This is a genomic window from Arthrobacter sp. MMS18-M83 (genome assembly GCF_026683955.1).
GTDB lineage: Bacteria > Actinomycetota > Actinomycetes > Actinomycetales > Micrococcaceae > Arthrobacter.
In genome coordinates this window covers 452,560-475,286 of the sequence record NZ_CP113343.1, presented here as the reverse complement: position 1 = coordinate 475,286, position 22,727 = coordinate 452,560, and the positions used below count along the sequence as shown (strand labels likewise).

Here is a 22,727-nt window from a genome sequence, read left to right as displayed (position 1 = left end):
TTATGCCATCCTCGGCAAATCGTCAGAGGAGGGCGGGGAACTCACCTGAAGTGTCGTCAGCTTTTCGAGGGCGGGGAGAGCCTGGATGAGTTTGTCGACCTCGTCGGGCGTGAGTTGATCGATGTGTTCGGTGAGCCAAATCTCGCGCTTCTCGAGCAGTTCGATGCGTTTGGCTTCGCCCAAGTCTGCCAAGCAGATCAACTGCGCGCGGCGGTCCGTGGCCTGCTCCTCGCGTGAGATGAGGCCGAGTTCGAAGAGGCGATTGAGGGAGCGCGTGACGGCGGGTGGGGTGACACCTTCGCTTTCGGCGAGTTTTTCGCTGTGACCGGTTCGAGGCGGTGAATGGTCATGATCAGCGAGATGAAGACATAACGCCAAATGAGGGTTATGCCATCTTCGGTAATCGTCGTTATGCCGTCTTCGGTAAATCGTCAGAGGAGGGCGGGGAACTCACCTGAAGTGTCGTCAGCTTTTCGAGGGCGGGGAGAGCCTGGATGAGTTTGTCGACCTCGTCGGGAGTGAGTTGATCGATGTGTTCGGTGAGCCAGATCTCGCGCTTCTGCAGCAGTTCGATGCGTTTGGCTTCGCCCAGGTCTGCCAAGCGGATCGACTGCGCGCGGCGGTCCGTGGCCTGCTCCTCGCGTGAGATGAGGCCGAGTTCGAAGAGGCGGTTGAGGGAGCGCGTGACGGCGGGTGGGGTGACACCTTCGCTTTCGGCGAGTTCTTTCGCTGTGACCGGTTCCAGGCGGTGAATGGTCATGATCAGCGAGATCAGGGCGTAGGGTAGCCCGTCGTTGTTCTGCTGGCGTAGCAGTCTGCCGAGCCGCCCGAGGGCCATGCGCAGGCGAATCAGGTTCGTCTGCGAGACGGGGTGCGCACTGGTCGGAGCGTCGGGTGTCATTGGATCACGCCATAGTTCATAAGGTGTTTTACTCACTTTTGTGCCCGCGTGGCCGCGTAGCTATGGCCACAATATATGAAGATGTCCATCGTCTGTCCAATCCCTATAGGTCGAGCTTCAGTGGGCATCCCGCGATCGAACGTGACACACAGATGAACATCGATTTGTTGGCGGCCTTTTCGCTGTCGGTCAAAATCGAGTCGCGATGGTCGGGCAACCCGGCCAGAACGACGGTCTCGCAGGTGCCGCAGGTACCCTCGCCGCACGACGAGATCACCGGCAGGTCATTCTCCTCGGCGATTTCGAGAATCGACTTTCCGGCGGGAATGGTCAGTTTCAGGTGGCTGTCGGCGAATTCAACCTCGAAGTCGACGTCAGCTGACTCGTCGACCCCTTTGCCTACGAAGCGCTCGGTGTGCAGGCTATCGACCGGCCAGTGGGTGATCGCGGCCTCAAGGGCGGTGAGAAGTGACTCGGGGCCACAGGCATACACTAGGGTGTCGGGCTGCACCTCGGCGAAGTAGGCGGCGAAGTCCATGCGGCCATCGGTGTCACCGGCCACGACCTTTACTCTGTCGCCGTGGTGGGCGAGCTCTTCGACGAACGCCATCGACGAACGTGAGCGGCCCGCGTAGACGAGGTTCCAGCTTGAGGCGCTCTGCTGGGCCGCTTCGATCATCGAAACGATCGGCGTGATGCCGATGCCGCCGGCGACGAAGACGTAGTTCTTTGAGGGATGCAAAACGAAGTGGTTGCGCGGCATGCTGACCGTCACCGGCGAGCCCACGGCGATGCGCTCGTGCGCGGCGTGCGAACCCCCGCGTCCTTCACTCTCCTTGAGGATGCTTACCCGCCACTTCTCAGTGTCGCCCGAACTCGACGACAGCGAATACTGCCGAACCAAGTCGTCGCTGAGGTGCAGATCGATGTGCGACCCCGGAGTCCACGTTGGCAGGGCCCCCCTCTCGGGGTCGACGAGGGTGAGCGAGACGACGCCGTCTGCTTCGACCGTTCGGGCCGCTACGACGAGCGTGAGTCGGGCGTTGGGGTCGTTCGGAGCCTCTCGCTCTGTGCTGTGTTCTGCCAGAGTTGCCATCATTCCTACTTCCTATGTGACTGGTGTTTCGTGGTGAGTTCAGCGCTGGGGGTAGACCACGGTGACCGGGTCCATCGCGCTGCCGCTTTCGTATTGCCGATTGAAGATGCCGATCGCCTCGACTGCCAGGGTCGAGGCGATGTCTACCCAGACGTTTGATCCGTCTTCCGTCTTGAGAGTCAGAGTGGCCAAGGCGATGCGCTTTCCTGATACGGGATCGCGGTCGGGATCGGGAATAGTCAGCGCCGCGCAATCGAGGCCGATTTCGATCCAAGGGTCGGTGATGGTCACGCTCATCAGGCCGAAATGGCCGCTGGCGTGCGCCGTGCCGCTGAACTTGAGCACACCAAATCCAGTTTTGGGGTCGAGCTCTGAACCGGGCTGCGCGGGGAACGAAAAGCGGCCCAGCCCGGAAACGGTGGCTGGCTCCTCGGCGGTGATCTCGCCGTCGTCGAGGCCCGAGACGTATTCGATGAACGTGCGCCTTATACCCCACTCCAGTGACGCCGGCGAAACGCCGCTCATGCGATCAGCACCGTTCGACGCGCGCGTCGGTTCTCGAACGCTGTCAAGGCGGCGTCGATGTCGCTGAGCCTGAACACGGAGGGTTCGCCGAGGCTTAGGCTTCCGTCGGCCAGGAAACCGAGAAGCGTGGCGAGGTTCGCGCCCGACTCCGGCACGATCGCGGTCGCGCCAATCGATCCGCCCGCTCCGACGCTCTCGGGCAGCGTGCCGGGAACGCAGGTCACGTAGCTTCCGCCCGGCCGAAGGGCATAGGCGGCGTCGATTCCAGCCGCGTCGATAATCGCGTCGAAAGTGGATGTCGGAGCTTCGCCTGTGTAGACCGCCGTAACCTGTCCTTCCGAAGCGAGCGCGTCGGCCCGCTCGCGGGTTCGAACCAGAGCATGAACCTCGACGCCGAGCCTTGCCAACAGTTGCACGACACAACTGCCGACCGCCCCGGCCGCGCCGACGACCAGGACAGTCTGATCCGGCAGGGGTCCGAGTTCGTCCACCGCCTTCAGCGCGGTCAGACCAACCAGGGGCAGCTGGGCGAGCACGGTGGGGTCGATCCTTGTGGGTGCCAGGGCGAGTGAGGTCGCGGGCAGCGAGACGAGCTGCGACCAGGTTCCCCGACCGGTCGAGGCCATCGTCGACATTCCGATGACCCGGTCGCCCACCCTGAATCCTTCGACGCCGGGCGCCACCTGGTCAACGATTCCCGCCACGTCCCAGCCCAGCGTGAACGGTGACGTTCCGGCCCGAGGTGCGATGCGGCCGCCGCTGATTTTCAAATCGGCAGGGTTGATACTCGAGGCTTCGAAGCCAATCATCACCTCACCGGCGCCCAGGGTCGGCTCAGGCGCCTCTCTGTAGCTGAGCGTTTCACGGCCGCCCGGAAAGTCGAATTGCACGGCGTACATTGGACTCATCTCCCGGATCCGTCAGCGCTGAGTTGCAGCGCATCGGATGCGGCTGCGGCTTCGGTTGTCATTGTGCCGAGCCACTCGGCAAGAATCTCGTCGGAGTGCTGGCCGAGCAGCGGCGCCGGGCGACTGGCGGGGGCCGACCATCCACTCATCGTGGTGGCCGAGCGAGGCGCCGGGTAGACACCGATGCCGGGGTGGTCGACATCGTCGAAAAGGGCGCTTTGCCGCACGATGCCGTCTGGGGCTGTCGCCATCTGTTCCACCGAACGGTACTCGCTCCAGAGCACCGAGCTCGCCTTGAGCTGCGCGCGGGTCTCGTCGCTGTTCAGGCGGGCGAACCAAGGCGCAAAGAGCGCGGAGGCGAGATCGCGGTACTTGTACCGAACGGCTTCGTCGGCGAAGTTGATGCCGAGACTCGATTCGATGCCGGCGATGGCATGCTGAGTACCCGTCAATGCAACGAGCGCCTTCCAGTGCCGAGCGGTGAGGGCGACGATCATGAATCGGCCGCCATCGCTCGCCGCGAAGTCGCAGCCGTAGGAGCCGTACAAGGAATTCCCTTCGCGACGCCGGTGGGCCCCGTTCACGACCACATCGGCCACATAGCCGAGCTGGGCGAGGGTGGTCGCGGCGACGTCTGCGAGGTTTAGGCTCACCGATTGGCCGAGTCCGGTAGCGCGCCGCATTCGCTCAGCGGTGAGAACTGCGAGGGCGGCATGCAGCCCGGCGAGCAGATCCCAAGCGGGTAGAACATGGTTGACCGGCTCTTTCATGTTCACGGGGCCGGTGATGAAGGGCAGGCCAGTTTCGGCGTTGATGGTGTAGTCGACTGCCGAGGATCCATCGCTTCGGCCGGCGAGGTGAACGTGGATGAGATCGGGGCGAACCCGGCGCAGCTCCTCGTACGAGAGCCAGTTCTGCCCTACCGCGTTGGTGACGACGATGCCATGGCCCTGCCCGCCGACGGCCAAGAGCCGGCGCACGGTGGACTTGCCCTCTTCTGAACGTAGGTCGAGTTCGAGTGACCTCTTTCCCCGGTTGAGGCCGGCCCAGTAGAGGCTGCTCCCGTCGGGAGCGAGCGGCATGCGCCGGGTGTCGGGAGCGCCGCCTCGCGGGTCGATGCGAATGACGTCGGCACCGAGTTGGGCCAGCGTCATCGTCGCGGAGGGGCCGGCTACATAACTCGACAGATCGACGATGTGCAGGTCGGCGAGGGGTCCGTCCGCGGCCCGTTGGGATGAGTCCACGAGATACCTCCTTGTGTCGCGCTGAACCGTTCGTATACTAGGTTAACTATACATGGATCGACGCGGCTGTCGACATGAATTTGCCCCCGGATTGATATCGAAAATCCTTCGCCAAGGCTATTGACTCCGGATCTTTTTGATGTAGATTTGCTCAAACACTTAACGACGCTAACTGTTTTGTCGGAGAGTGTTTTGAACTTACAAAGGAGTGAGTGTCAATGGTCGTTTTTGTGATCGCCGTGCTGTCGGTTTCGGCGGTACTGGTGCCGTTGGTGGCATCTGTGAGCCTCGTCTATCGAGTTGGTGGCGTCGTCAATTTCGGCGCAGGCTATGTCGCTGTTTTCGCCGCGGCGGCCTGCGCGTCATGGACGACGGCGACCAATTCGCTCGTCGGGGCTCTGATGACCCTCATCGCGGGCGCCGTCGTCGGGGCGGTTACCTACTACCTCGCCATCCGGCCCGCGCAGAAGCGCGGCGTCTCCCCGATCGGGTTGACGCTCGCGTCGCTCGGAGTGGGTCTCATTCTGAATTTCGTGACCCGCTCGATCTTCGGCGGAGCGCCGACGGTCGTACAACCGTGGATTTCGGGCACGACCGACATCTTTGGGTACCGGACCGCCACCCAACGAATTCTCGTGATCGTACTGGCAGTGCTGCTGCTGCTGGTGCTCTGGTTCCTTCTCGACCGCACGCTTGTCGGGCGTTCGCTGACGGCCGTTTCGCACGACAAAGAACTCGCCGCGATCTACGGCCTTCACGGCCAGCGGTTCCAACTGCTCGCCTGGGTGGTTGCGGGCATCTGCCTCGCCATCGGGGGAATGTTTCAGGCCAGCCTGGCCAGCGTCTCCGTCGAAGTAGCCCCGACCCTGTTGCTCTTCTCGCTGGTGGGTGCGGTGATCGGTGGTCTCGGCTCATTGTTCAGCGCCGTGGGCGGGGCGGTGGTCGCGGGAGCCGCGGCCACCGCGATGGACACATTCATCGGCCCCGGGCTGCAGCTGACGGGCCTCTTCATCGTTCTGACCGTCGTGCTCACGTTCAGACCCAATGGACTTTTCACCTTTAGAGGAACGGCGGAACGAGTATGAAAACCGCAAGGTTCACCCGTCGTCTGGCAGGCCCCGCGACTCTGCGCATCGCCGCACCGATTGTCCTCGCGCTGCTCGGCTTGAGCGTTTCGGGCGATGCCTATCTGATGCACATCGCGTCGGCGGGCCTGATCGCCTACATCCTGACCGTGTCCTTCAACCTGACCTATGGCTACGCCGGAATCTTCAACATGGCTCTGGTCATGACATATGGCCTTGGCGCGTTCACCAGTGTGTTCCTTGAAGTCAAATTCGGTTTCAATTTCTGGATCGCGCTAGTCGTTGCCGTGGTGGCCACGACGATTCTGTCGGTGTTGGTCGCCCTGCCGACCCGGCGCCTGAGCGAAGTCTTTCTTGCCATCCAGACTCTTGCCTTCGCCCTCGCGCTGGCGGAGGTCCTTGTGAACTGGAAGGATTTCAGCGGCGGAACGATCGGCATCTTTCTCATTCCGCCGCCGGATTTCTTCGGGGTTCTGCTGATCGGCGGACTGCCGACGTACTACTGGCTGATCGCTGTCTTCGCCTGGTTGGTGTTCGAGCTGATGCTGCGCATCCAGCGCTCGGCGATGCGACGCAAGTTCACAGCCCTTCGGGAAGGGCCGCGCATCCTGTCAGCAGTCGGAATCTCATCGAGTTCGACCCGCCTCGTCGCATTCGCGATCTCCGGTGCACTCGCCGGACTTGCAGGAGTGCTCTTCGCCCACTTCCAGCTCGTCATGGATCTGGACACCTTCAGCTTCACCCGCCTCATCGCCTTGCTTCTGGCAGTCATTCTCGGCGGTGCCGGCTATTTCTGGGGGCCGCTCTTCGGCGTCGTTGCGCTGGTGGTGATGGATGAAGTCTCACTTGCGACGAGTTCTGCGCAAGACCTCGTATATGGCATCGGCATCCTCGTTCTCGTGATCTTGACGCGTGGCGGCATAGCCGGTGCATTCAGCGATCAATGGGCGCGAATCAAGGGCAGGATCGGGTTGGTCGAACCCGTTGTGACCGCGTCGGATACACCGGCGGGGTTGGCGACTGCGGCTGCTTCAGTCATCGAGCGGGTGGAGCGCTTGATTCTCACCGAGCGAGCGAGCACGGTTCGGCAACTCAAACTGACAGACATCAGCGTCAAGTTCGGTGGCAACACTGCTGTCGATCATGCCAGTATTCAAGTCTCGACCGGCGAGGTCGTTGGGCTCATCGGCCCGAACGGAGCGGGCAAGACCACTCTTCTCAACACCGCCACCGGTGATGTACCCACCTCGAGCGGTTCGATCGAACTCGACGGAATGGAACTGATCGGCAGACGCCAGGCGGACATCGTCCGGCGTGGCATCGGGCGAACCTTCCAGAGTCCGAAGTACATTCCCGACCTCTCTGTCATCGAGAACGTGATGCTGGGTGGCGACGGGCGGGCAAAGGCGGGTGCGCTCGGCCAGACGGTCTATTCGCCCCAGGCAAGGCGCGATGACAAGAGAATCCAGGCACGGGCGATGGAACTGCTCGCCGACTTCAACATCGCCGGCAGAGCCGAACATCCGGCAGGCGCGCAGCCGTACGGTGTTCTGCGCATGATCGAGATCGCGCGCAACCTGATGCTCGAGCCGTCGTTCCTGCTTCTTGACGAGCCAGGGGCAGGGCTCACTGAGTTCGAACGAGACGAAGTCGCCGCCATTGTGAGGTTGCTTTCGGAACGAGAGATCGGTGTTCTGCTCGTCGACCACAATTTGCCGCTCATCACTGCAGCGTGCGACCGCATCTACGTGTTGCAGACGGGCAAGATCATCGCTCACGGAGTGCCCGCCAAGGTCTTCGCGCAGGACGAAGTCATTTCTGCCTACCTAGGAGTGCCCAAGTGAACGCGCCGTTGCTTGACGTTCAGAACATCACCGTCGCGTACGGGCGGCACAGTCCCGTGCTCAAAGAAATTTCGCTGTCCGTCAATGCCGGCGATGTCGTTGGCCTGGTCGGGATGAACGGGGCTGGCAAGTCGACGCTCATGTCATCGATCAGCGGGGCACTGAAGCCGAGTTCGGGCCAGATCTTGTTCGAGGGAACAGACATCGCGGGCAAGGGCACGGCGGCGCTCGCGCGCAAAGGCATCGTTCTTCTGCCAGAGGGGCACCGCGTCATCCGCCCATTGACGGTTGATGAGAATTTGCAGATTTCCACGATGTTGCTTCGCCCGGCCGAGGTGCGAAAGCGCCTCTCCGAAGTGCGCGACCTCATCTATGAGTTGTTCCCAGTGCTTCTTGAGCGCAGGAACCAACTCGCCGGCCTCCTTTCCGGCGGAGAACAGCAGATGCTCTCGGTTTCGCGGGCAATCGTCCAGAACCCGAAACTGCTGTTGCTCGACGAGCCGTCACTGGGACTCGCACCCCTCATCATCGACCGCATATACCAATCCCTTGGAGCGCTCCGGGAACGAGGCATGTCGATGTTGATCGTCGAGCAGAACAGCGAGCGGGTCGCCCGTGCCTGCTCGCGGTTGATCGTTCTGCGCGATGGCCGCATTTCGACTGAAGGAAGTCCCGAGACCCTGACCGGCGCCGCGCTGAACAAAGCCTATTTCGGCTGATTCCCCAGAACTTCACCTCGCGCCACCACCGCACTGCACATTCAGAAAAGAGAGAACATGAAGAAGTCATTCGTACCAGCAGCGATGGCAGTCGCTGCTGCGTTGATGCTCGCCGGCTGCGGCGGGGGAAGCCCTGCATCGAGCTCATCCGGGGGCGTTGCATTCACGGGTAAACCTCTCGTCGTGGCGTTCCCCGTTCCGCTGACGAGCGGAAACAAGGCAACGGCACAGCAAATGGTCAACGCGGCCAACCTTGCGGTCTCCAAAATTAACGCCGGTGGCGGCGCTGGTGGTCGTGAGCTGCAGTTGAAGGTCTACGACGACCAGCTCACCGCCGACGCCTCAGCCCAGGTGGCCCAGCGCGCCCTCACTGTCGATCGCGCCGAAATCTTCGCGGGTGCGTACACGACAATCGAAGGTCTGGCCATTCGGCAATTGACCGACCCGCGCAAAATCATCTACATGTCGACCTCGACCATTTCGCCTGCGTTGACTGACGGATCGAAGTACGTTTTCCGTACGACGCACCTCCAGTCCGACTATCCGAACCAAATGGCCCAGGCGGCGTCAGACCTGAAGCTGAAGAACGTTCTCGTCGTACACGATGATTCACCGTCGGGGTCGACCCTGTTCGATTCGGTGGACAAGGCTCTGACGGCGAAGGGCATCACCGCCGCGGCGCCTGTCGGCTACAAGCTGAACGCGACTGATCTCGCGTCGACGGTGGCGGCCATGCAGGCTGAAAAGCCCGATGGAGTGATCATCATCGGATCGTCGGCCGCCGATGCCGGGCTGATGGTGAAGACGATGAACGAACAGGGACTCGTCGTGCCCCTCATCGGTTTTTCATCGCCCGTTGCACCCGATGCGCTTCGAATCGGTGGTGCCGCGTACAACACCGTTCCCGTCTACAGCATCCAGAACAAGCAGCCCGACAAGCCGCTCTATGCCGACTTCGCCGCGAAGTACGCTGCTGCGTACGGTGGAACCGCAGCCCAGGCGGCGGGGGGACTTTCCGAAGCCGCGGGCCAAACCTACGACGGATTCATCTCACTCGCCAAGGCGCTCGATGTGACGAAGGGCGTCACTGACGGCGACGCCCTGAGTGCCGCACTCAAGGGGATCGCCCCGTTCGAAGGTGTCTCCGGAAAAGCGGGCGGCACCATGTCGTTCGCGAACAGTCCGCAGGCGTTCAAAGACGAAATGGTCACGCTGAAATACGACCCGTCGACACAATTGCTGGTCGCTTTCAAGCCGTAACCAGCCCCCAAACGGAAAGCCCGCCTCCGCTCGAACACTGGGCGGGCTTTCCTTTACAAAAATACTGAACATGGTAAACTAAATTCCATTGAACAAGCGCATTCACACTAAGGAGGCCTTGATGGCCATCGCTGAACTCACCGCACGCCGAGCACTTGTCACCCCCGATCGCATTCGAGCGTTCCTCGAGCCTCGCAGCATCGCCATCGTCGGCGCTTCGAACAGCTCAAGCTGGGCCATCAATCTGATGAACAGCCTCCGTCTCGGAGGCGGGGTGGAAAAGCTTGTTTTCGTGCATCCGAAATACCCTGAACTCTTCGGGCACCGCACAGTGCCGACGCTGCGCGATCTGACCGAACCGGTCGACATGGCGTTCATCATGGTGGGGCCGGGCCGGGTCATCGAGATTCTCGAAGACGCGGCGGTCGCGGGCATCCACAATGCCGTGGTTCTCGCCGCCGGGTACGGCGAAACCGGCGAAGAAGGCCGGCTGCGCCAGCTCGAACTGCAGCGCACGGCCGAACAGCTCGACATCACGATCATGGGCCCGAACACCATCGGCTTCATCAACGGCACCCTCGGCATCGCGCCCTGGGCGGTGGCCTCGCACTATGCGCCGGTCGCCGGGCCGGTGAGCGCCGTATTCGAAAGCGGCTCCATCTCACGGGCCACCTACGAGTTCGCTCAGGCGCATGCCGTCGGCATCAGCACATGGGCTTCGCTCGGCAACTCCGCAGTCATGAACACCCTGGACGTTCTCGACTACCTCATCGACGATGAATCGACGAAATCCATCGCGCTCTTTCTCGAGACCGTGCGCGACCCCGACCGTTTCATCAAGGTCGCTCACCGGGCGCTCGAGGCGGGTAAACCGGTCGTGGTCTACAAGGCGGGTCGAAGCGAAGAGGGGATGCGCTCGGCCATGGCCCACACGGGCGCGATGGCGACGAATGATGCGGTCGTCGATGCTGCCTTCAAGCAGGCGGGAATCGTGCGTGTCGAGAGTCTCGAACAGCTCGTCTCAACAGTCGGGCTATTGGGTTACACCGACCGTCGACCCAAGGGCAGGCGCATGGGCGTCGTCACGTCCTCGGGCGGCGGCTGCAACGTGATCGCTGACCTGGCGAGCAACCATGACCTGGTCCTGCCCGCATGGGGGCAAGAGACGGTCGACGGTCTAAGGGAAATGCTTCCGCCGTTCGCCTCGACCCTCAATCCGCTGGACACGACCGGTTTCGGGCATGCTCGCGAACGGCCGCGGCACACCAAAGCCGAAGACGATCTGATGGAGATCGCTGCCGAAGACCCCGGAATGGACTTCATTTTCACCATGATGACGCCTCTGCCGCAGGTGAAACCCAGTGATCCTGTCTTCATCGAGAGTCGCATGGAGATCATCGGACAGATCGCGAAGGCATCGCCCGTACCCATCTTTTTCTCCTCGAACACCGCGCTCGATGTTCACGAGTATCCGCGCGACCTCCTGCAGAAGAACGGCATCTACCTTCTGCCGGGAGTCGATCTGGCGATGTCCTCGATCGGCTACATGATGCGCTGGATCGACCAGAGCGCGCGCATTCTCGGGCGGCAGGCTCCAGACGCCGTTCCCGAACGCCCGCAGCAGGTCTTCCCGGTTGGCCCGTGGGACGAAGCGGCGGGGCGTGCCCTTCTCGAATCGGCCGGTGTGCCGATGGTGCCCGCGCGACTCGTGACGACCGCAGATGAGGCGGCGTCGGCCGTCGCGGAAATGACCGGTTCCGTCGCGATGAAGGTATGCTCGAGCGACATTCCGCACAAGTCTGACGTCGGCGGTGTCGTGCTCGGGGTGACAGATGCCGATGCCGCGCGCTCGGCTTTCGGCCGCATCATCGAGTCGTCTTCAGTCAACGTACCGGGCTCCGACATCCGGGGTGTGCTGGTGTCACCGATGCGCGAACCGGGGCTCGAACTGCTGGTCGGTGTCACGGCAGATCCGACGTTCGGCCCGGTCCTCACGGTGGCCCTGGGCGGTATCTGGGTCGAGACACTTAAAGACAGCAGCATCCGGGTTCTTCCCGTGGTCGCCTCTGACATCGTCGAGATGCTCGACGAACTCAAGGGGTCTGCTCTGCTGAAGGGCGCTCGGGGAACGGCGCCGGTCGACCTCGAGGCGCTTAGCGAGGCCATTCTCGCGATCAGCCGCGCCGGCCTCTGCCTGGGCGACCAGCTCGAGGCGCTCGAGGTCAATCCGCTGCGCATCACAAGTCGCGGGGTCGAGGGGCTCGATGTGTTGGTTTCGACGATCGAGGCCGTGGAGGTCGACCGTGTCCAGGCCTGAACAGATCGCCGAAGGGGCCACTGAAGAAACGACCGAGGCCCCGAAAATCGGCTCGCTGCCTGCCGGGGCACTCGACGGCGTCCGGGTTCTCGACTTCACGCGCTTCATGCAGGGGCCCTATGCGACGCGCATCTTCGCAGACCTCGGTGCCGAAGTCGTGAAAGTAGAGCGCCCGGGTGGCGAGTGGGACAGGCGCCTTCGCCTTTCACCGGCCGGCTTCGGCGGGTTCTTCCACAGCCTCAACCGGGGTAAGCGTTCGATGGCGGTCGATATCACCACCGACGAGGGGCGTGAACTCATTCTGAAGTTGGCGGCCACCTGCGATGTCGTGATCGAGAATTTTCGCCCTGGTGTGATGGAGCGGCTCGGGCTCGGTTACGAGCAGGTGCGGGCCGTGAATCCGAAGGTCATTTTCGCCGCGGCATCGGGTTACGGTCCGCACGGGCCGAACGCAGCCGAGCCGATGTTTGACATGGTCGCACAGGCGGTTTCGGGGGTCTCCGATTTCAACCGCGGGACCGAGGGCGAGCCCCGGCTCGCTACCAGGGGCCTCGCCGACACAGCCGGTGGCATGTTTCTCGCCATGGCGGTGCTCACCGCCTTGTTCGTGCGCGAACGAACGGGGCAAGGCCAGCGAGTGGATGCGTCGCTGATGGGTGCGGCGATCGGCCTGCACACGGCCGAAGTGACGATTGCACTGGACCAGAACAAGGTATTCAGGCTCGGTGGCAGCCGAGTCACTTCCACATCGGGCGCGTTCAAGGCCGGCGACGGCAAATGGCTGGTGATCGCGGCGACCGACCAGAAGCTGTGGGTGCATCTCACCGCGGCGCTCGGCCGCCAAGACCTGTTCGACGACGAGAGGTTCGCGAAGAGCCGGGTGCGTGAAAAGCAACGCGACATTCTCGAACCGATGATCGAAGAGACATTTCTGACCAAGAGTCGTGACGAGTGGGTCAAGATCTTGCGGGCGAACAACGTTCCAGTGGCTCCCGTGAACAGCTTTCTCGACCTTGCCGATGACCCGGATGCCCTGGCCAACGGGTACATCGTGGAACAAGAAGACAGAAAATGGGGCTCCGTCAAAACGGTGGGACTGCCATTCCATCTCGAGCGAACGCCGGGCAGGGTGGGAACCGTGACGCCTGAACTCGGTGAAGACACGATTGAGGAACTCCTCATTGCCGGGCTGACCCGCGAGCAGATCGCGGACCTTGCGGCCCGTGGCGTCGTCGAGATCCATTCACACGATAATGAAACAGGAGAAGGCAGATGACGCGTTACGGCACAAAAGAGAGTATCGCGGCCGCGCCGCAGCTTGTGCTCTATGAGGTTGACCGACGAACCGGCGTGGCGACGATCACGCTCAACCGGCCCGAGAAGCACAACGCGATGAGTGTGCCGATGCGTGATCGAATCGTCGACCTGATGGCAGAGGCCGAGACCGATACCGACGTCAAGGTCATCATCTTTCGGGGCAATGGCCGGTCGTTCTGCAGTGGCAACGAGATCAACGAAGAGTGGGGCCAGCGTCGGCCGCACGAACGGCGTCGAACGCTGAATGTCGGCTACCGATACGGAGCAGACATGGCGTGGGGGCGTCTCGGTTTCAGCCAGGCGATATCGCGCTCGTCGAAGGTGACGATCGCCCAGATCCACGGCTTTTGCGCCGCTGCCGCTTACTTCATGATCGCCTGCAAGTGCGACGTGGTGGTTGCGAGCGACGATGCGAAAATCGGTGCTCTTGAGGCCCGTTTTCTCGGTCCGGCCGGCGCGGTCGCGAGTGTGCACATCAACCGTATTCTGGGCACGAAGGCCGCCAGGCGCACGGGATTCACAGCCATGCCGATGTCCGGTATCGAGGCAAAAAGCCTCGGCTTGGTGCACCAGACGGCCGCCGCGGCTGACCTCGGCTCGGCCGCGCAGAGCGTTGCCGAAGAGATTGCCCAGAACCCTCTGCAGAAGTTGCTCTATTTGAAGGCACGAATCAAGGCCGCCGAGGGAGTGATGGACACGAGCGTGCCATCGATTACGGGCCTTCTGGTGTCGCACTTTCTGCAGACCGCACCTGACGAGCTGGATTTCTGGAAAACGGCGAAGGAGGTCGGTGTGGGCGGCGCGCTCGACGCCGACAAGAAGCGGCAAGGGGCGGCCGATCCCCGGGTCACGAAGGCGGCACCTGCCGCGTCCGCCACAACCACCGCAGCAGAGAGGAGCTGAGCCGTGGACATCACGATCAAGAATTGGGTGGGCGTCATCGAGGTTGAGGACTTCTCACCGCTCTCACGTGGCGACGCGGCCTTCGCGGCCGCACTGCGCAACGCCGTGGTCGACCTTTCCGACGACGACTTGGTGAAGGTCATCGTTCTGCGCGCCCGCGGTGACTTCGCTCCCTTCCAGCCGGCGCCCGACCCTGGCGCCGCCGTGATCTTCACGGAGTGGAGCCGCAACTTCGCGGGTGCGGCCGCGCTGTACCAGAGCATGACCTTCTCGAAGAAGGTGATTCTCACCGAGGTCGCGGGGGAATGCGCGGGGGCGGGCAGCCTGCTGGTGCTCTCGTCGGACCTCACGGTGGCAGCCAGCGACGCGCGGTTCGCTTCGCCGTTCGCAGATCATCCGGAAGCCAACTTCGTGCTGGCGGCGCTCACCATTCGTTTGAACAGGGCCAAAGCCTGGGTGATTCGCGACTATGGGATCGACGCGGCCCAAGCCGATGCGTTCGGGCTGGTCAACCGGGTCGTCGACCGCGATGACCTGAGCGCAACGGCGCTCGGTATGGCCGCCTCGGTGGCGCTGATGCCGCTCGACGGCGTGGTCATGACAAAAATGCTGCAACAGGCGGTGCTCGATGCATCGGGCGTAGGAAGGGAATTTGATATGGCGAGCTTCTATTCGGCGGGCCTGCTCGTGAGCCACGGAGAAACCCATGAGTGAGTCGCGCGTCACCCTTGATCTGGACCGGGAATCGCACATCGCGCGCATCACTCTGCGCCGGCCGGAGGCGGGCAATGCCATCGACGCACAGATGGCTGCCGCAATCTGCACCTACCTCGATGAGGTCGAGAGCGAAGACGACATCAAGGTCGTCGTTCTGAGCGGAGAAGGCGATCACCTGAGCACGGGGTGGGATGTCGAGGAGGTCTGGCGGCAGTACCTCGACGCGCCGGGCGGCTCGGTCCGCAAGCACCCCAGTCAGCGCGCCAGGCTCATTGCGCTCGACGAGAACTGGTGGGGGCCGAAGGGGCTCTACTCCCGGCTGCTGAAATGTCGCAAGGTCACCATTCTCGAGGCGAAGGGAGATTGCCTCGAGACAGGGTTGTACTTTGCTCTGTGCTGTGATCTGGTGGTCGCCTCACACGATGCGCGGTTCGGCAACCCGAGGTGGCGCAATATCGGTGCCGATGGCGACTTGTCGCTGTTGATCGCCCTGGTCGGGCTCAAGCGCGCCAAAGACCTCATGTTTCTCGGTCTGAACTGGCCGGCTCAGGATGCCCTGGCCTACGGTCTGATCGACTGGACAGGTTCGTCGGCCGACCGCAGTGGCAAGGTCGAAGAACTTGCGACCATGTGCGCGTCGATCATGCGCGACGGAATCGTGAGTGAGAAGTACGCCGTTTTCGCCTCGCTGGCGAAGATGGGTGTCGACCTTTCGTTCGCGGCCACGACGGTCGTGAGTGCCTCGCTCAGCAACATCCACTTCCAGCCTGGCGAGTACAACTTCTTGCGCGAGCTCCGCTCTGAAGGAGTTGAATCGGCGCTGGAATCGTCGCGAGGGGATCGTGCTGAATTGCGATAAAAATCTATGCAAATGGCTTGATGAAAATTAGTTTACATCGTAATGTATTTATCGAAGCCAGGTTCTCAAGGCGAGAATGTGGCCCCGTAAGTTCCGGTTCGAGAAACCACCTGGGTTTCTCCTCTAATGGAAGTGTTCAATGATGAATTTTGACGCAAGTCTGACCTACACGAGCTATGAACCACACATGCACAAGGCACAGAACGAGCGGCAACGGCGCCAGCTCGACGCCGTCGTTCTGCACGCGAAGGGCGAGGTCCTCGCGGACTTGTCACTCGTCATCCCGTCGCTGTGCGCCGACCCCCAGTACCACGAGTACGGCGTGTTCGCCAATGTGCTCGGGGACACCGGGCCCAAGGGTATGGAAGCGGTCGTGGCAAACTATGAGCACATGGTCGAGAGCGGGTCGTACGTGATCGAGTCGATCAAAGACCGGCTCATGATCTCCGACGACGAGATCATGTCTGATGGAAGTTACCGTCAGATTCTCACTTCGGCCGTGGCCAAAGAACTGGGCTTCGTCGCAGAAGACGACGAGAGCAGCCGGCACTACATGCTGTCGGGCCGAACGGTTGTGTTCTGGAAGTTCGACGACGAGGAAAAGGCTCTCGGTGAGGACCGCTACGTGGTCGATCGTCGCATCGAACCACTCGACGCCGAAGACCTTCCGGCGGATTACCCGGACCGTCTGCGCTGAATCCTCGCACCGCGGACCACGGCAAAGTACAAGGGAGCATGAGATGAGCAGCACGACAGTACAGAAGACCCTCGAACAGCGCCTCGATGAGCTCGAGAGCCGCACCGAACTGAGCGAATTGGTGGCGGCATACTGTGAGGGAGTCGATCGCCAGAACGTCGAGAAATTCATGACACTCTGGCACGATGACGCCTCCTACTTGATTCCGGGCGGCCGGGGTGACTTCTTCAACACCGATGGCATTCGCCAGTCGCTGGTCGTCATCGACGCGGCCTGGAAGAGCACAAACCATTGGACGACGAATCACGTGGTCCAGTTCACGTCGGCTGACGCGGCGACCGGCCGCAGCGACTGCTTCGCGATCTGTGAGCACCACGACGGCAAGGTCAGCTTCGTAGCTGCAACGTACGACGACGAGTACGAGCGCCGCGCCGACGGCAAATGGCGCTTCTCCAAGCGTCACGTCACGCGGTGGTTCGTCAGCTCGGGCGAAGACATCAAGCTCCTTCCCGCATTCTGAATCGGGGGATCATGGCAAACACTGCTTCGAACGTTCCACTGCTGCTCTCGCCTGAGGGGTCGGCCGATCCGTATGCCGTTTACCGCGTGCTACGGGCCGAGGACCCCGTGCACTATGACGAGAGCACCGAGTCCTACCTCATCACACGGCACGCAGACGTCGCCGCCGCCTACCGAAATCCCCTTTTCACTTCGAGAAACTACGAATGGCAACTCGAGCCCGTTTTCGGTCGCAGCCTGCTGCAGCTCGAGGGCCGCGAGCACGCCCGAAAGCGCGCCCTTGTGAGCCCCAACTTTCGTGGCGAAGGCCTCGAGAGCTGGATGCCACTGATCAGGCAGAATGTCAGGCAGATCCTTGACGGCGGCGTTCAGAAGAGCGTCGACGGCCTGATCGAACCGCTCAAACCAGGCGACGAAGTCGATCTGCTCGAGGTCTTCGCGCACCACCTGCCCGTTTCGGTGATCACGGCGATGCTCGATCTGCCCAAGGAAGACGAGAGCCGGTTTCTCAACTGGTACGGACACATGATCGCCTTCTTGGCGAACCTCACGAAAGATCCTGAGGTGCACCGCAAGGGCATCGAGGCACGGGTCGAATTGCGCGAATACCTCGATCCGATCATCCAGGAGCGCCGCGCGAATCCCGGCACCGATCTCATCTCGACACTGGCCACCGCTGAGGTCGAGGGAGAAAGGCTCGAAGACGAGGAGGTCAAGACGCACGTGACGCAATTGCTCAACGCTGGCGCCGAAACCACCGACAAGACCTTCGGAAGTATTTTTCGGCACATTCTCTCTGAGCGTTCGTTCTTCGAAGCGGTTCGGGATGACCGTTCCCTCGTGACCCCGGTCATCAGTGAGACGCTGCGGGTCACCCCGCCGTCGCAGATGAACGGCCGGGTCGTCTCCGAAGACGTCGAGGTGTCGGGAATCCACATTCCCGCCGGCTCGCTGGTTCACCTCGTCATTGCATCAGCGAATCGTGACGAACGCCGCTTCGCGCACTCGGAGACCTTCGACCCCTACCGCACCGATTTCAAGCACGACAAGGCCTTCAGCGGCTCCGGGGAGCATTTCGCGTTCGGGTTCGGTGTGCACGCCTGCGTCGGTGCGATGCTGGCGAAAAACGAGCTCGAGATCGGTATGAATGCGCTGCTCGACCGCTTTCCCGGCATGCGTCTCGCCGACGGGTTCGTTCCCGTCGAAGAAGGCGTGAAAATGCGTGCCCCCCTAGAGATGCGTGTCGTGCTGTAAATGCACTCGCGGGTTGTGACGCGCCACGCGGTGCTCGAGGAAGGGCCTGCTGTCGCTCTTGGCGCACTGCTCGGTGTCGAACCGGGCGGTTTCGGCAAGGGGTTGCCGCCGATGTGGCACGCGGTGTATTTGCTCGAAAGGTGGCGCAGAGACGAGCTCGGGGTCGACGGACATCCGCTGCACGGAATGCCCGAACCGCCGCTTGGAGCTCATTCGCGCATGTTTGCCGGCGGCCGCACGCGGAACCTGCGGCCGTTGGCACTCGGCGTCGAGACCACCAAGATGAGCCAGGTGGTAAGGACGGCCCAGAAGGTTGGCTCCTCGGGCCCGCTGACATTCGTGACCGTTCGGCACGACTTCGAGCAAAACGGCGAACTCGCGGTCAGCGAGGAGCACGACATCGTATACAGGCCGCTGACGTCGAAGCCGGTCGATTCGAAACCGGGGGACTCAACGCCGGCCGCGTCGCCGCAGCTCACGCGGCCAGCCCCATCCGCGCCGCCTGACGAATCGATCACGCCCGAGCTGCACTTCGCCGCCGACCCGGTTGCCCTGTTCCTCTTCTCGATGTACACCTCGAACTCGCATCGAATCCACTACGACGAGGCGTTTGCGTTATCGGAGGGGCATGCAGGCCTGGTGATCCACGGTCCGTTGCAGATTCTGCTGATGGCGGAGGCCCTCCGTGCTCGCGGCACAGATGTATTCGGTGCTGAGTTCTCGTATCGGCTGCTGAAGCCGGCGACAGCTTCGCAGACGCTCACGATCGGCGAGCCGCCCGGCGAGCACGGCAGCGGTTGCGTGCGGGTCGTGGATGCACTGGGCACCCTTGTGGCTCGCGGCGACGTGACACCACTGAACTGAAATGGAGAAGAAATGCAGATCTCGGGAATCACTGCGCTGGTCACAGGTGCGGCATCAGGACTGGGCGCGGCGACAGCCTCGGCCCTCGCCAAACAGGGCGCATCGGTCATCGGCCTCGACTTGCCGAGAGCGGTCGAAGCGAACGCTGGTGAAGATCGACCCGGCATCAGGATGGTCGGGGCTGACGTCACGAGCGAAGAAGCGGTTCTCGCTGCATTATCGACCATACGCGACGACGACCCACCACTCCGGCTTGCCGTCAACTGCGCGGGCATTGCACCCGCCCGGCGGATCATCTCATCGAAGGGCGCCCACGAACTCGGCCTCTTCGAGAAGACCATTTCGATCAACCTCATCGGTACGTTCAACGTGCTTCGACTCGCGGCCGAGGTGATCGCGGGCACCGAGCCGGACGACACGGGGCAACGCGGGCTGATCGTGAACACCGCATCGGTGGCTGCCTATGAGGGCCAGATCGGACAGATCGCCTACGCGGCGTCGAAGGGCGGCGTCGTCGCGATGACGCTGCCCGCCGCGCGCGACCTCTCCCGTTACGGAATTCGCGTGAATACGATCGCACCGGGAATCGTCGACACTCCGCTGCTGGCCGCGCTCGGCGAAGAGGTCAACGCCTCGCTCGCGGCCGGGGTGCCCTTTCCGCACCGTCTCGCCCGCCCTGATGAGTACGCACAACTCGTGGTCATGATCGCGCAGCACGACTACCTCAACGGCGAGACCATTCGCATGGACGGCGCACTGCGCATGGCGCCGCAGTGAGCTTCGGGTCACCGGTCAGGCCCCAAGGGGAATCAACGCAAGACGTGAAAGAGGTACGTGCATGAGCAGCTCGGTCATTGTGGCGGGAGCGAGGACTCCCATCGGAAAACTCCTCGGCGGCCTGTCGTCGTTCGACGCGGCCGACCTGGGCGGGATTGCCATCGCTGCAGCCCTCGAGCGGGCAGCCGTGCCGGCCTCAGCCGTGGACTATGTCATCCTGGGCCAGGTTCTCACCGCAGGGGCGGGTCAATTGCCCGCGCGACAGGCAGCCAACAAAGGCGGCGTGAGCATGTCGGTCGCCTCCACCACGGTGAGCAAGGTGTGCCTTTCGGGCATCCAGGCGGTGATCATGGCAGACCAGTTCATTCGTACAGGAGACTTCGGAGTTATCGTCGCAGGTGGGCAGGAGTCGATGACAAAGGCGCCGCACTTGCTGACAGGCTCCCGCCAGGGCACGAAGTTCGGCCCGATCACGATGGTCGACCACATGGCCGTCGACGGTCTCGAAGACGCATTCACGGCCGAAGCGATGGGGCTGCTCACGGAGCGGGTGAACGACGAGGACCCGATGAGCCGCGAATCACAAGACGCCTTCGCGGCCGCCTCGCATCAGCGTGCGGCAGCCGCGTGGCAGAACGGACTCTTCGATGACGAGGTGGTGTCGGTGAAGATACCGCAGCGAAAGGGCGAACCCATCCTCCTCAGCAGAGACGAGAGCATCCGGCCCGACACCACAACCGCCACGCTGGGAGAGCTGCGCCCGGCATTCAGGGCAGACGGCACCATCACCGCAGGCAACGCTTCGCCGATTTCTGACGGCGCATGCGCGCTGATCATCATGGACAAAGACAAGGCGGAGGCCGCCGGAATCACCTGGCTCGCCGAGATCGGCTCCCACGGCATGGTTGCCGGCCCGGATTCGAGCCTGCAGTCACAGCCTGCGAATGCGATAGCGCTGGCGTGCAAACGCGAGGGAATCAAACCGGCCGATCTCGATCTCATCGAAATCAACGAGGCGTTCGCCGCCGTCGCACTTGCTTCCGCCGCCGAGCTCGGCATCGGCCTGGACCGGGTGAATGTGAACGGGGGAGCGATTGCGATCGGTCACCCCATCGGAATGTCAGGAGCCCGCATTCTGCTCACGCTCGCCCTCGAGCTCAAACGACGCGGCGGCGGAATCGGCGCCGCCGCGCTCTGCGGCGGAGGCGGCCAAGGTGATGCGCTCATCATACGAGTCCCGAAACAAGCCGAACATGCCTGACCAGACTCCGGATTCGACCGTCTTGCTCGACGGGGTGGTTCGAGCCGAGAACCTCGGTCACGTACTGCTCATCACCCTGAACCGCCCCGAGGCACGCAACGCGGTGAACTTCGAGCTTGCTGCGGCACTCGGCTCTGCCATCGAGCTGCTGAACAACACCGATGAGCTTCGCGTCGCCGTCATCACCGGCGCCGGCAAGGCGTTCTGCGCCGGCCAAGATCTCAAGGCCCTCACGGCCGGAGAGGGCCTGGTTTTGCCCGAGCATCCCGAGTGGGGTTTCGCCGGCTTCGTCCGGCATTTCTCAGCGAAGCCGATCATCGCCGCGGTGCATGGCTTCGCCCTCGGCGGAGGGCTCGAAATCGCACTCGCCTGCGACCTGATCGTTGCCGAAGAGGGCACGCGACTCGGTCTGCCCGAAGTGACACGCGGATTGTTCGCTGCCGGAGGCGGGGCACCGCGCATAGCGCAGCAGCTGCCGCAGAAGGTAGCCCTTCACCTCTTGCTCACGGGCGAGCCCATTTCGGCCGAGACCGCCGAGAGCTGGGGGCTAGTGAACAAGGTTGCGCCCGCGGGAACCCACGTGGACGTGGCGATGAACCTCGCCCGTGGCATCGCCGGCAATGCACCGCTCGCCGTGCAGGCGTCGAAGCGATTGGTCTATGAGAACGTCAATCAGTCTGTCTGGAACGATGGATGAGTCGTGGCTGAATATCGGTGCCACGGTGGCAGAGATCTTCGACTCGGAGGATGCCGGCGAGGGTGCGCAAGCATTCGTCGAGAAGCGCCAGCCAGTCTGGCAGGCGCGGTGACCTGGCCAGGCGAACGCTCCGTTCATAAGGAGTGGCGCCCGAGCCACGACCTGAGCACACGGAGAAACTCGTGCGGCTCCTCGACGTTCGGCAAGTGCGCGGAATTCGCGAACCGATGCCCTTCAGCATACGGAAGGGCATCGACGAGAGCATCAGCGATGATCGTCATGCGCGACACGTCAAAGTCACCCACCGTGATCAGCGCCGGTGCGGTCATCGTGGCGAGCCGGCTATATGCCGAAGGGTGGAGCGGCACTGAGTTCGGAGGCTCCTCGCCCAGCTCGACGTTGGGCTGGTTGAGTTCGAAAGCGCGCGCGACGAACGCGGGGTCGAGGTCCTTCGCATCACGCTGGGGCCCGAAGACCCACAGCTCCACCTCGAGCCGCTTCGCTTGCGGCCTGTCTCCGACGGCAGTCAGTTCGGATATTCCTGCGAAGAGGGCGCTCTCGGAATCGGTCGGGGTGGTGGGTGGGAAACCCTCGATGCCCGATCCGATCGTAACGACGCCGTCAACCCGGTCAGCGTGCTCCAGAGCCGTATTGACGGCGATCATGCCGCCCCTTGACGATCCGACCAGAGTTGCGGCCGGCATGCCGAGGTGATCGAGCAGAGCGACGACGTCACCATGGTTCGTGAACGGGGTGCCGTCGCTCGTCGTGAGGCCATACCCGCGCGCGTCGAACCTGACGACGAAATGGTCGGTCGCCAGTGCATCGATCTGGGCATCCCACATGCGAAGCGTCGCCACGCCCGCGTGGAGCAGAACGAGTACCGGGTGGTGGGTGTTTCCGGCTGTCTCGTAGTAGAGCTCGGCGCCGTGGGTGTTGAGGAATGGCATGTAAGTCAGTGTA

At 62.7% G+C, this 22,727-nt stretch carries 24 protein-coding genes; 16 read left to right on the top strand and 8 right to left on the bottom strand.

The window, feature by feature from the left end; all coding sequences use genetic code 11:
- The 6 genes from OW521_RS02270 to OW521_RS02245 form a co-directional block, all read right to left on the bottom strand.
- Complete coding sequence (locus tag OW521_RS02270) at positions 1-378, bottom strand: MarR family winged helix-turn-helix transcriptional regulator (RefSeq protein ID WP_268022586.1); 378 nt, start codon at positions 376-378, stop codon at positions 1-3.
- Between the two features lie 31 nt (positions 379-409).
- Complete coding sequence (locus OW521_RS02265) at positions 410-901, bottom strand: MarR family winged helix-turn-helix transcriptional regulator (RefSeq protein ID WP_268022584.1); 492 nt, start codon at positions 899-901, stop codon at positions 410-412.
- 103 nt (positions 902-1,004) lie between these two features.
- Complete coding sequence (locus tag OW521_RS02260; RefSeq protein ID WP_268022582.1) at positions 1,005-2,000, bottom strand: PDR/VanB family oxidoreductase; 996 nt, start codon at positions 1,998-2,000, stop codon at positions 1,005-1,007.
- Between the two features lie 36 nt (positions 2,001-2,036).
- Positions 2,037-2,522: an HtaA domain-containing protein gene (locus OW521_RS02255; RefSeq protein WP_268022580.1), complete on the bottom strand. Its 486-nt coding sequence runs from the start codon at positions 2,520-2,522 to the stop codon at positions 2,037-2,039.
- Positions 2,519-3,430: an NADP-dependent oxidoreductase gene (locus OW521_RS02250; protein ID WP_268022578.1), complete on the bottom strand. Its 912-nt coding sequence runs from the start codon at positions 3,428-3,430 to the stop codon at positions 2,519-2,521. The genes OW521_RS02255 and OW521_RS02250 overlap by 4 nt, the downstream gene beginning before the upstream one ends.
- Positions 3,427-4,674, bottom strand: a complete 1,248-nt coding sequence (locus OW521_RS02245) for a CoA transferase (protein ID WP_268022576.1) — start codon at positions 4,672-4,674, stop codon at positions 3,427-3,429. Before OW521_RS02245 ends, OW521_RS02250 begins: the two co-directional genes overlap by 4 nt.
- A 218-nt stretch (positions 4,675-4,892) precedes the next feature.
- On the opposite strand from OW521_RS02245, the gene OW521_RS02240 reads away from it, so the two are divergent.
- From OW521_RS02240 to OW521_RS02230, 3 genes are read left to right on the top strand one after another with little or no spacing between them, the layout of a single operon-like run.
- A complete protein-coding gene (locus OW521_RS02240) occupies positions 4,893-5,759 on the top strand; it encodes a branched-chain amino acid ABC transporter permease (RefSeq protein ID WP_268022574.1) in 867 nt (288 codons plus the stop codon).
- Positions 5,756-7,603: a branched-chain amino acid ABC transporter ATP-binding protein/permease gene (locus tag OW521_RS02235; RefSeq protein ID WP_268022572.1), complete on the top strand. Its 1,848-nt coding sequence runs from the start codon at positions 5,756-5,758 to the stop codon at positions 7,601-7,603. Before OW521_RS02240 ends, OW521_RS02235 begins: the two co-directional genes overlap by 4 nt.
- On the top strand, positions 7,600-8,322 hold the full coding sequence (locus OW521_RS02230; protein WP_268022570.1) for an ABC transporter ATP-binding protein: 723 nt from the start codon (positions 7,600-7,602) through the stop codon (positions 8,320-8,322). The genes OW521_RS02235 and OW521_RS02230 overlap by 4 nt, the downstream gene beginning before the upstream one ends.
- A gap of 41 nt (positions 8,323-8,363) precedes the next feature.
- On the opposite strand, the gene OW521_RS02225 is transcribed toward OW521_RS02230, so the two are convergent.
- Complete coding sequence (locus tag OW521_RS02225) at positions 8,364-8,489, bottom strand: hypothetical protein (protein WP_268022568.1); 126 nt, start codon at positions 8,487-8,489, stop codon at positions 8,364-8,366.
- A gap of 67 nt (positions 8,490-8,556) precedes the next feature.
- On the opposite strand from OW521_RS02225, the gene OW521_RS02220 reads away from it, so the two are divergent.
- The 13 genes from OW521_RS02220 to OW521_RS02160 all read left to right on the top strand — a co-directional run bounded on the left by OW521_RS02220 (position 8,557) and on the right by OW521_RS02160 (position 21,764).
- Positions 8,557-9,582 carry an ABC transporter substrate-binding protein gene (locus OW521_RS02220; protein ID WP_268022566.1) on the top strand — a complete coding sequence of 342 codons (1,026 nt, stop codon included), beginning with the start codon at positions 8,557-8,559 and terminating at the stop codon, positions 9,580-9,582.
- A gap of 121 nt (positions 9,583-9,703) precedes the next feature.
- Complete coding sequence (locus tag OW521_RS02215) at positions 9,704-11,899, top strand: acetate--CoA ligase family protein (RefSeq protein WP_268022564.1); 2,196 nt, start codon at positions 9,704-9,706, stop codon at positions 11,897-11,899.
- Positions 11,886-13,175 (top strand): CaiB/BaiF CoA transferase family protein, encoded by a 1,290-nt coding sequence (locus OW521_RS02210; RefSeq protein WP_268022562.1) that lies wholly within the window; start codon positions 11,886-11,888, stop codon positions 13,173-13,175. The genes OW521_RS02215 and OW521_RS02210 overlap by 14 nt, the downstream gene beginning before the upstream one ends.
- Positions 13,172-14,119 (top strand): enoyl-CoA hydratase/isomerase family protein, encoded by a 948-nt coding sequence (locus OW521_RS02205; RefSeq protein ID WP_268022560.1) that lies wholly within the window; start codon positions 13,172-13,174, stop codon positions 14,117-14,119. The genes OW521_RS02210 and OW521_RS02205 overlap by 4 nt, the downstream gene beginning before the upstream one ends.
- 3 nt (positions 14,120-14,122) lie before the next feature.
- Positions 14,123-14,833: an enoyl-CoA hydratase/isomerase family protein gene (locus OW521_RS02200; protein ID WP_268022558.1), complete on the top strand. Its 711-nt coding sequence runs from the start codon at positions 14,123-14,125 to the stop codon at positions 14,831-14,833.
- Positions 14,826-15,695, top strand: coding sequence for an enoyl-CoA hydratase/isomerase family protein (locus OW521_RS02195; protein ID WP_268022556.1), 870 nt, complete (start codon positions 14,826-14,828; stop codon positions 15,693-15,695). Before OW521_RS02200 ends, OW521_RS02195 begins: the two co-directional genes overlap by 8 nt.
- Positions 15,696-15,834: 139 nt before the next feature.
- Entirely contained in the window at positions 15,835-16,392 is a 558-nt protein-coding gene (locus OW521_RS02190) for a hypothetical protein (protein WP_268022554.1), read from the top strand.
- A gap of 43 nt (positions 16,393-16,435) precedes the next feature.
- The gene (locus tag OW521_RS02185; protein ID WP_268022552.1) at positions 16,436-16,912 is read left to right on the top strand and encodes a nuclear transport factor 2 family protein; all 477 of its coding nucleotides are present in this window, start codon (positions 16,436-16,438) and stop codon (positions 16,910-16,912) included.
- Between the two features lie 11 nt (positions 16,913-16,923).
- On the top strand, positions 16,924-18,165 hold the full coding sequence (locus OW521_RS02180; RefSeq protein WP_268022550.1) for a cytochrome P450: 1,242 nt from the start codon (positions 16,924-16,926) through the stop codon (positions 18,163-18,165).
- Positions 18,166-18,180: 15 nt separating this feature from the next.
- Entirely contained in the window at positions 18,181-19,029 is an 849-nt protein-coding gene (locus OW521_RS02175; protein ID WP_268022548.1) for a mesaconyl-C4 CoA hydratase, read from the top strand.
- 12 nt (positions 19,030-19,041) lie between these two features.
- A complete protein-coding gene (locus OW521_RS02170; protein ID WP_268022547.1) occupies positions 19,042-19,806 on the top strand; it encodes an SDR family NAD(P)-dependent oxidoreductase in 765 nt (254 codons plus the stop codon).
- Positions 19,807-19,867: 61 nt separating this feature from the next.
- Positions 19,868-21,067: an acetyl-CoA C-acyltransferase gene (locus tag OW521_RS02165; RefSeq protein WP_268022546.1), complete on the top strand. Its 1,200-nt coding sequence runs from the start codon at positions 19,868-19,870 to the stop codon at positions 21,065-21,067.
- Positions 21,060-21,764 (top strand): enoyl-CoA hydratase-related protein, encoded by a 705-nt coding sequence (locus tag OW521_RS02160; RefSeq protein ID WP_268022545.1) that lies wholly within the window; start codon positions 21,060-21,062, stop codon positions 21,762-21,764. The genes OW521_RS02165 and OW521_RS02160 overlap by 8 nt, the downstream gene beginning before the upstream one ends.
- Before the next feature lie 134 nt (positions 21,765-21,898).
- On the opposite strand, the gene OW521_RS02155 is transcribed toward OW521_RS02160, so the two are convergent.
- Positions 21,899-22,714, bottom strand: a complete 816-nt coding sequence (locus OW521_RS02155; RefSeq protein WP_268022543.1) for an alpha/beta fold hydrolase — start codon at positions 22,712-22,714, stop codon at positions 21,899-21,901.
- Positions 22,715-22,727 lie beyond the last annotated feature (13 nt).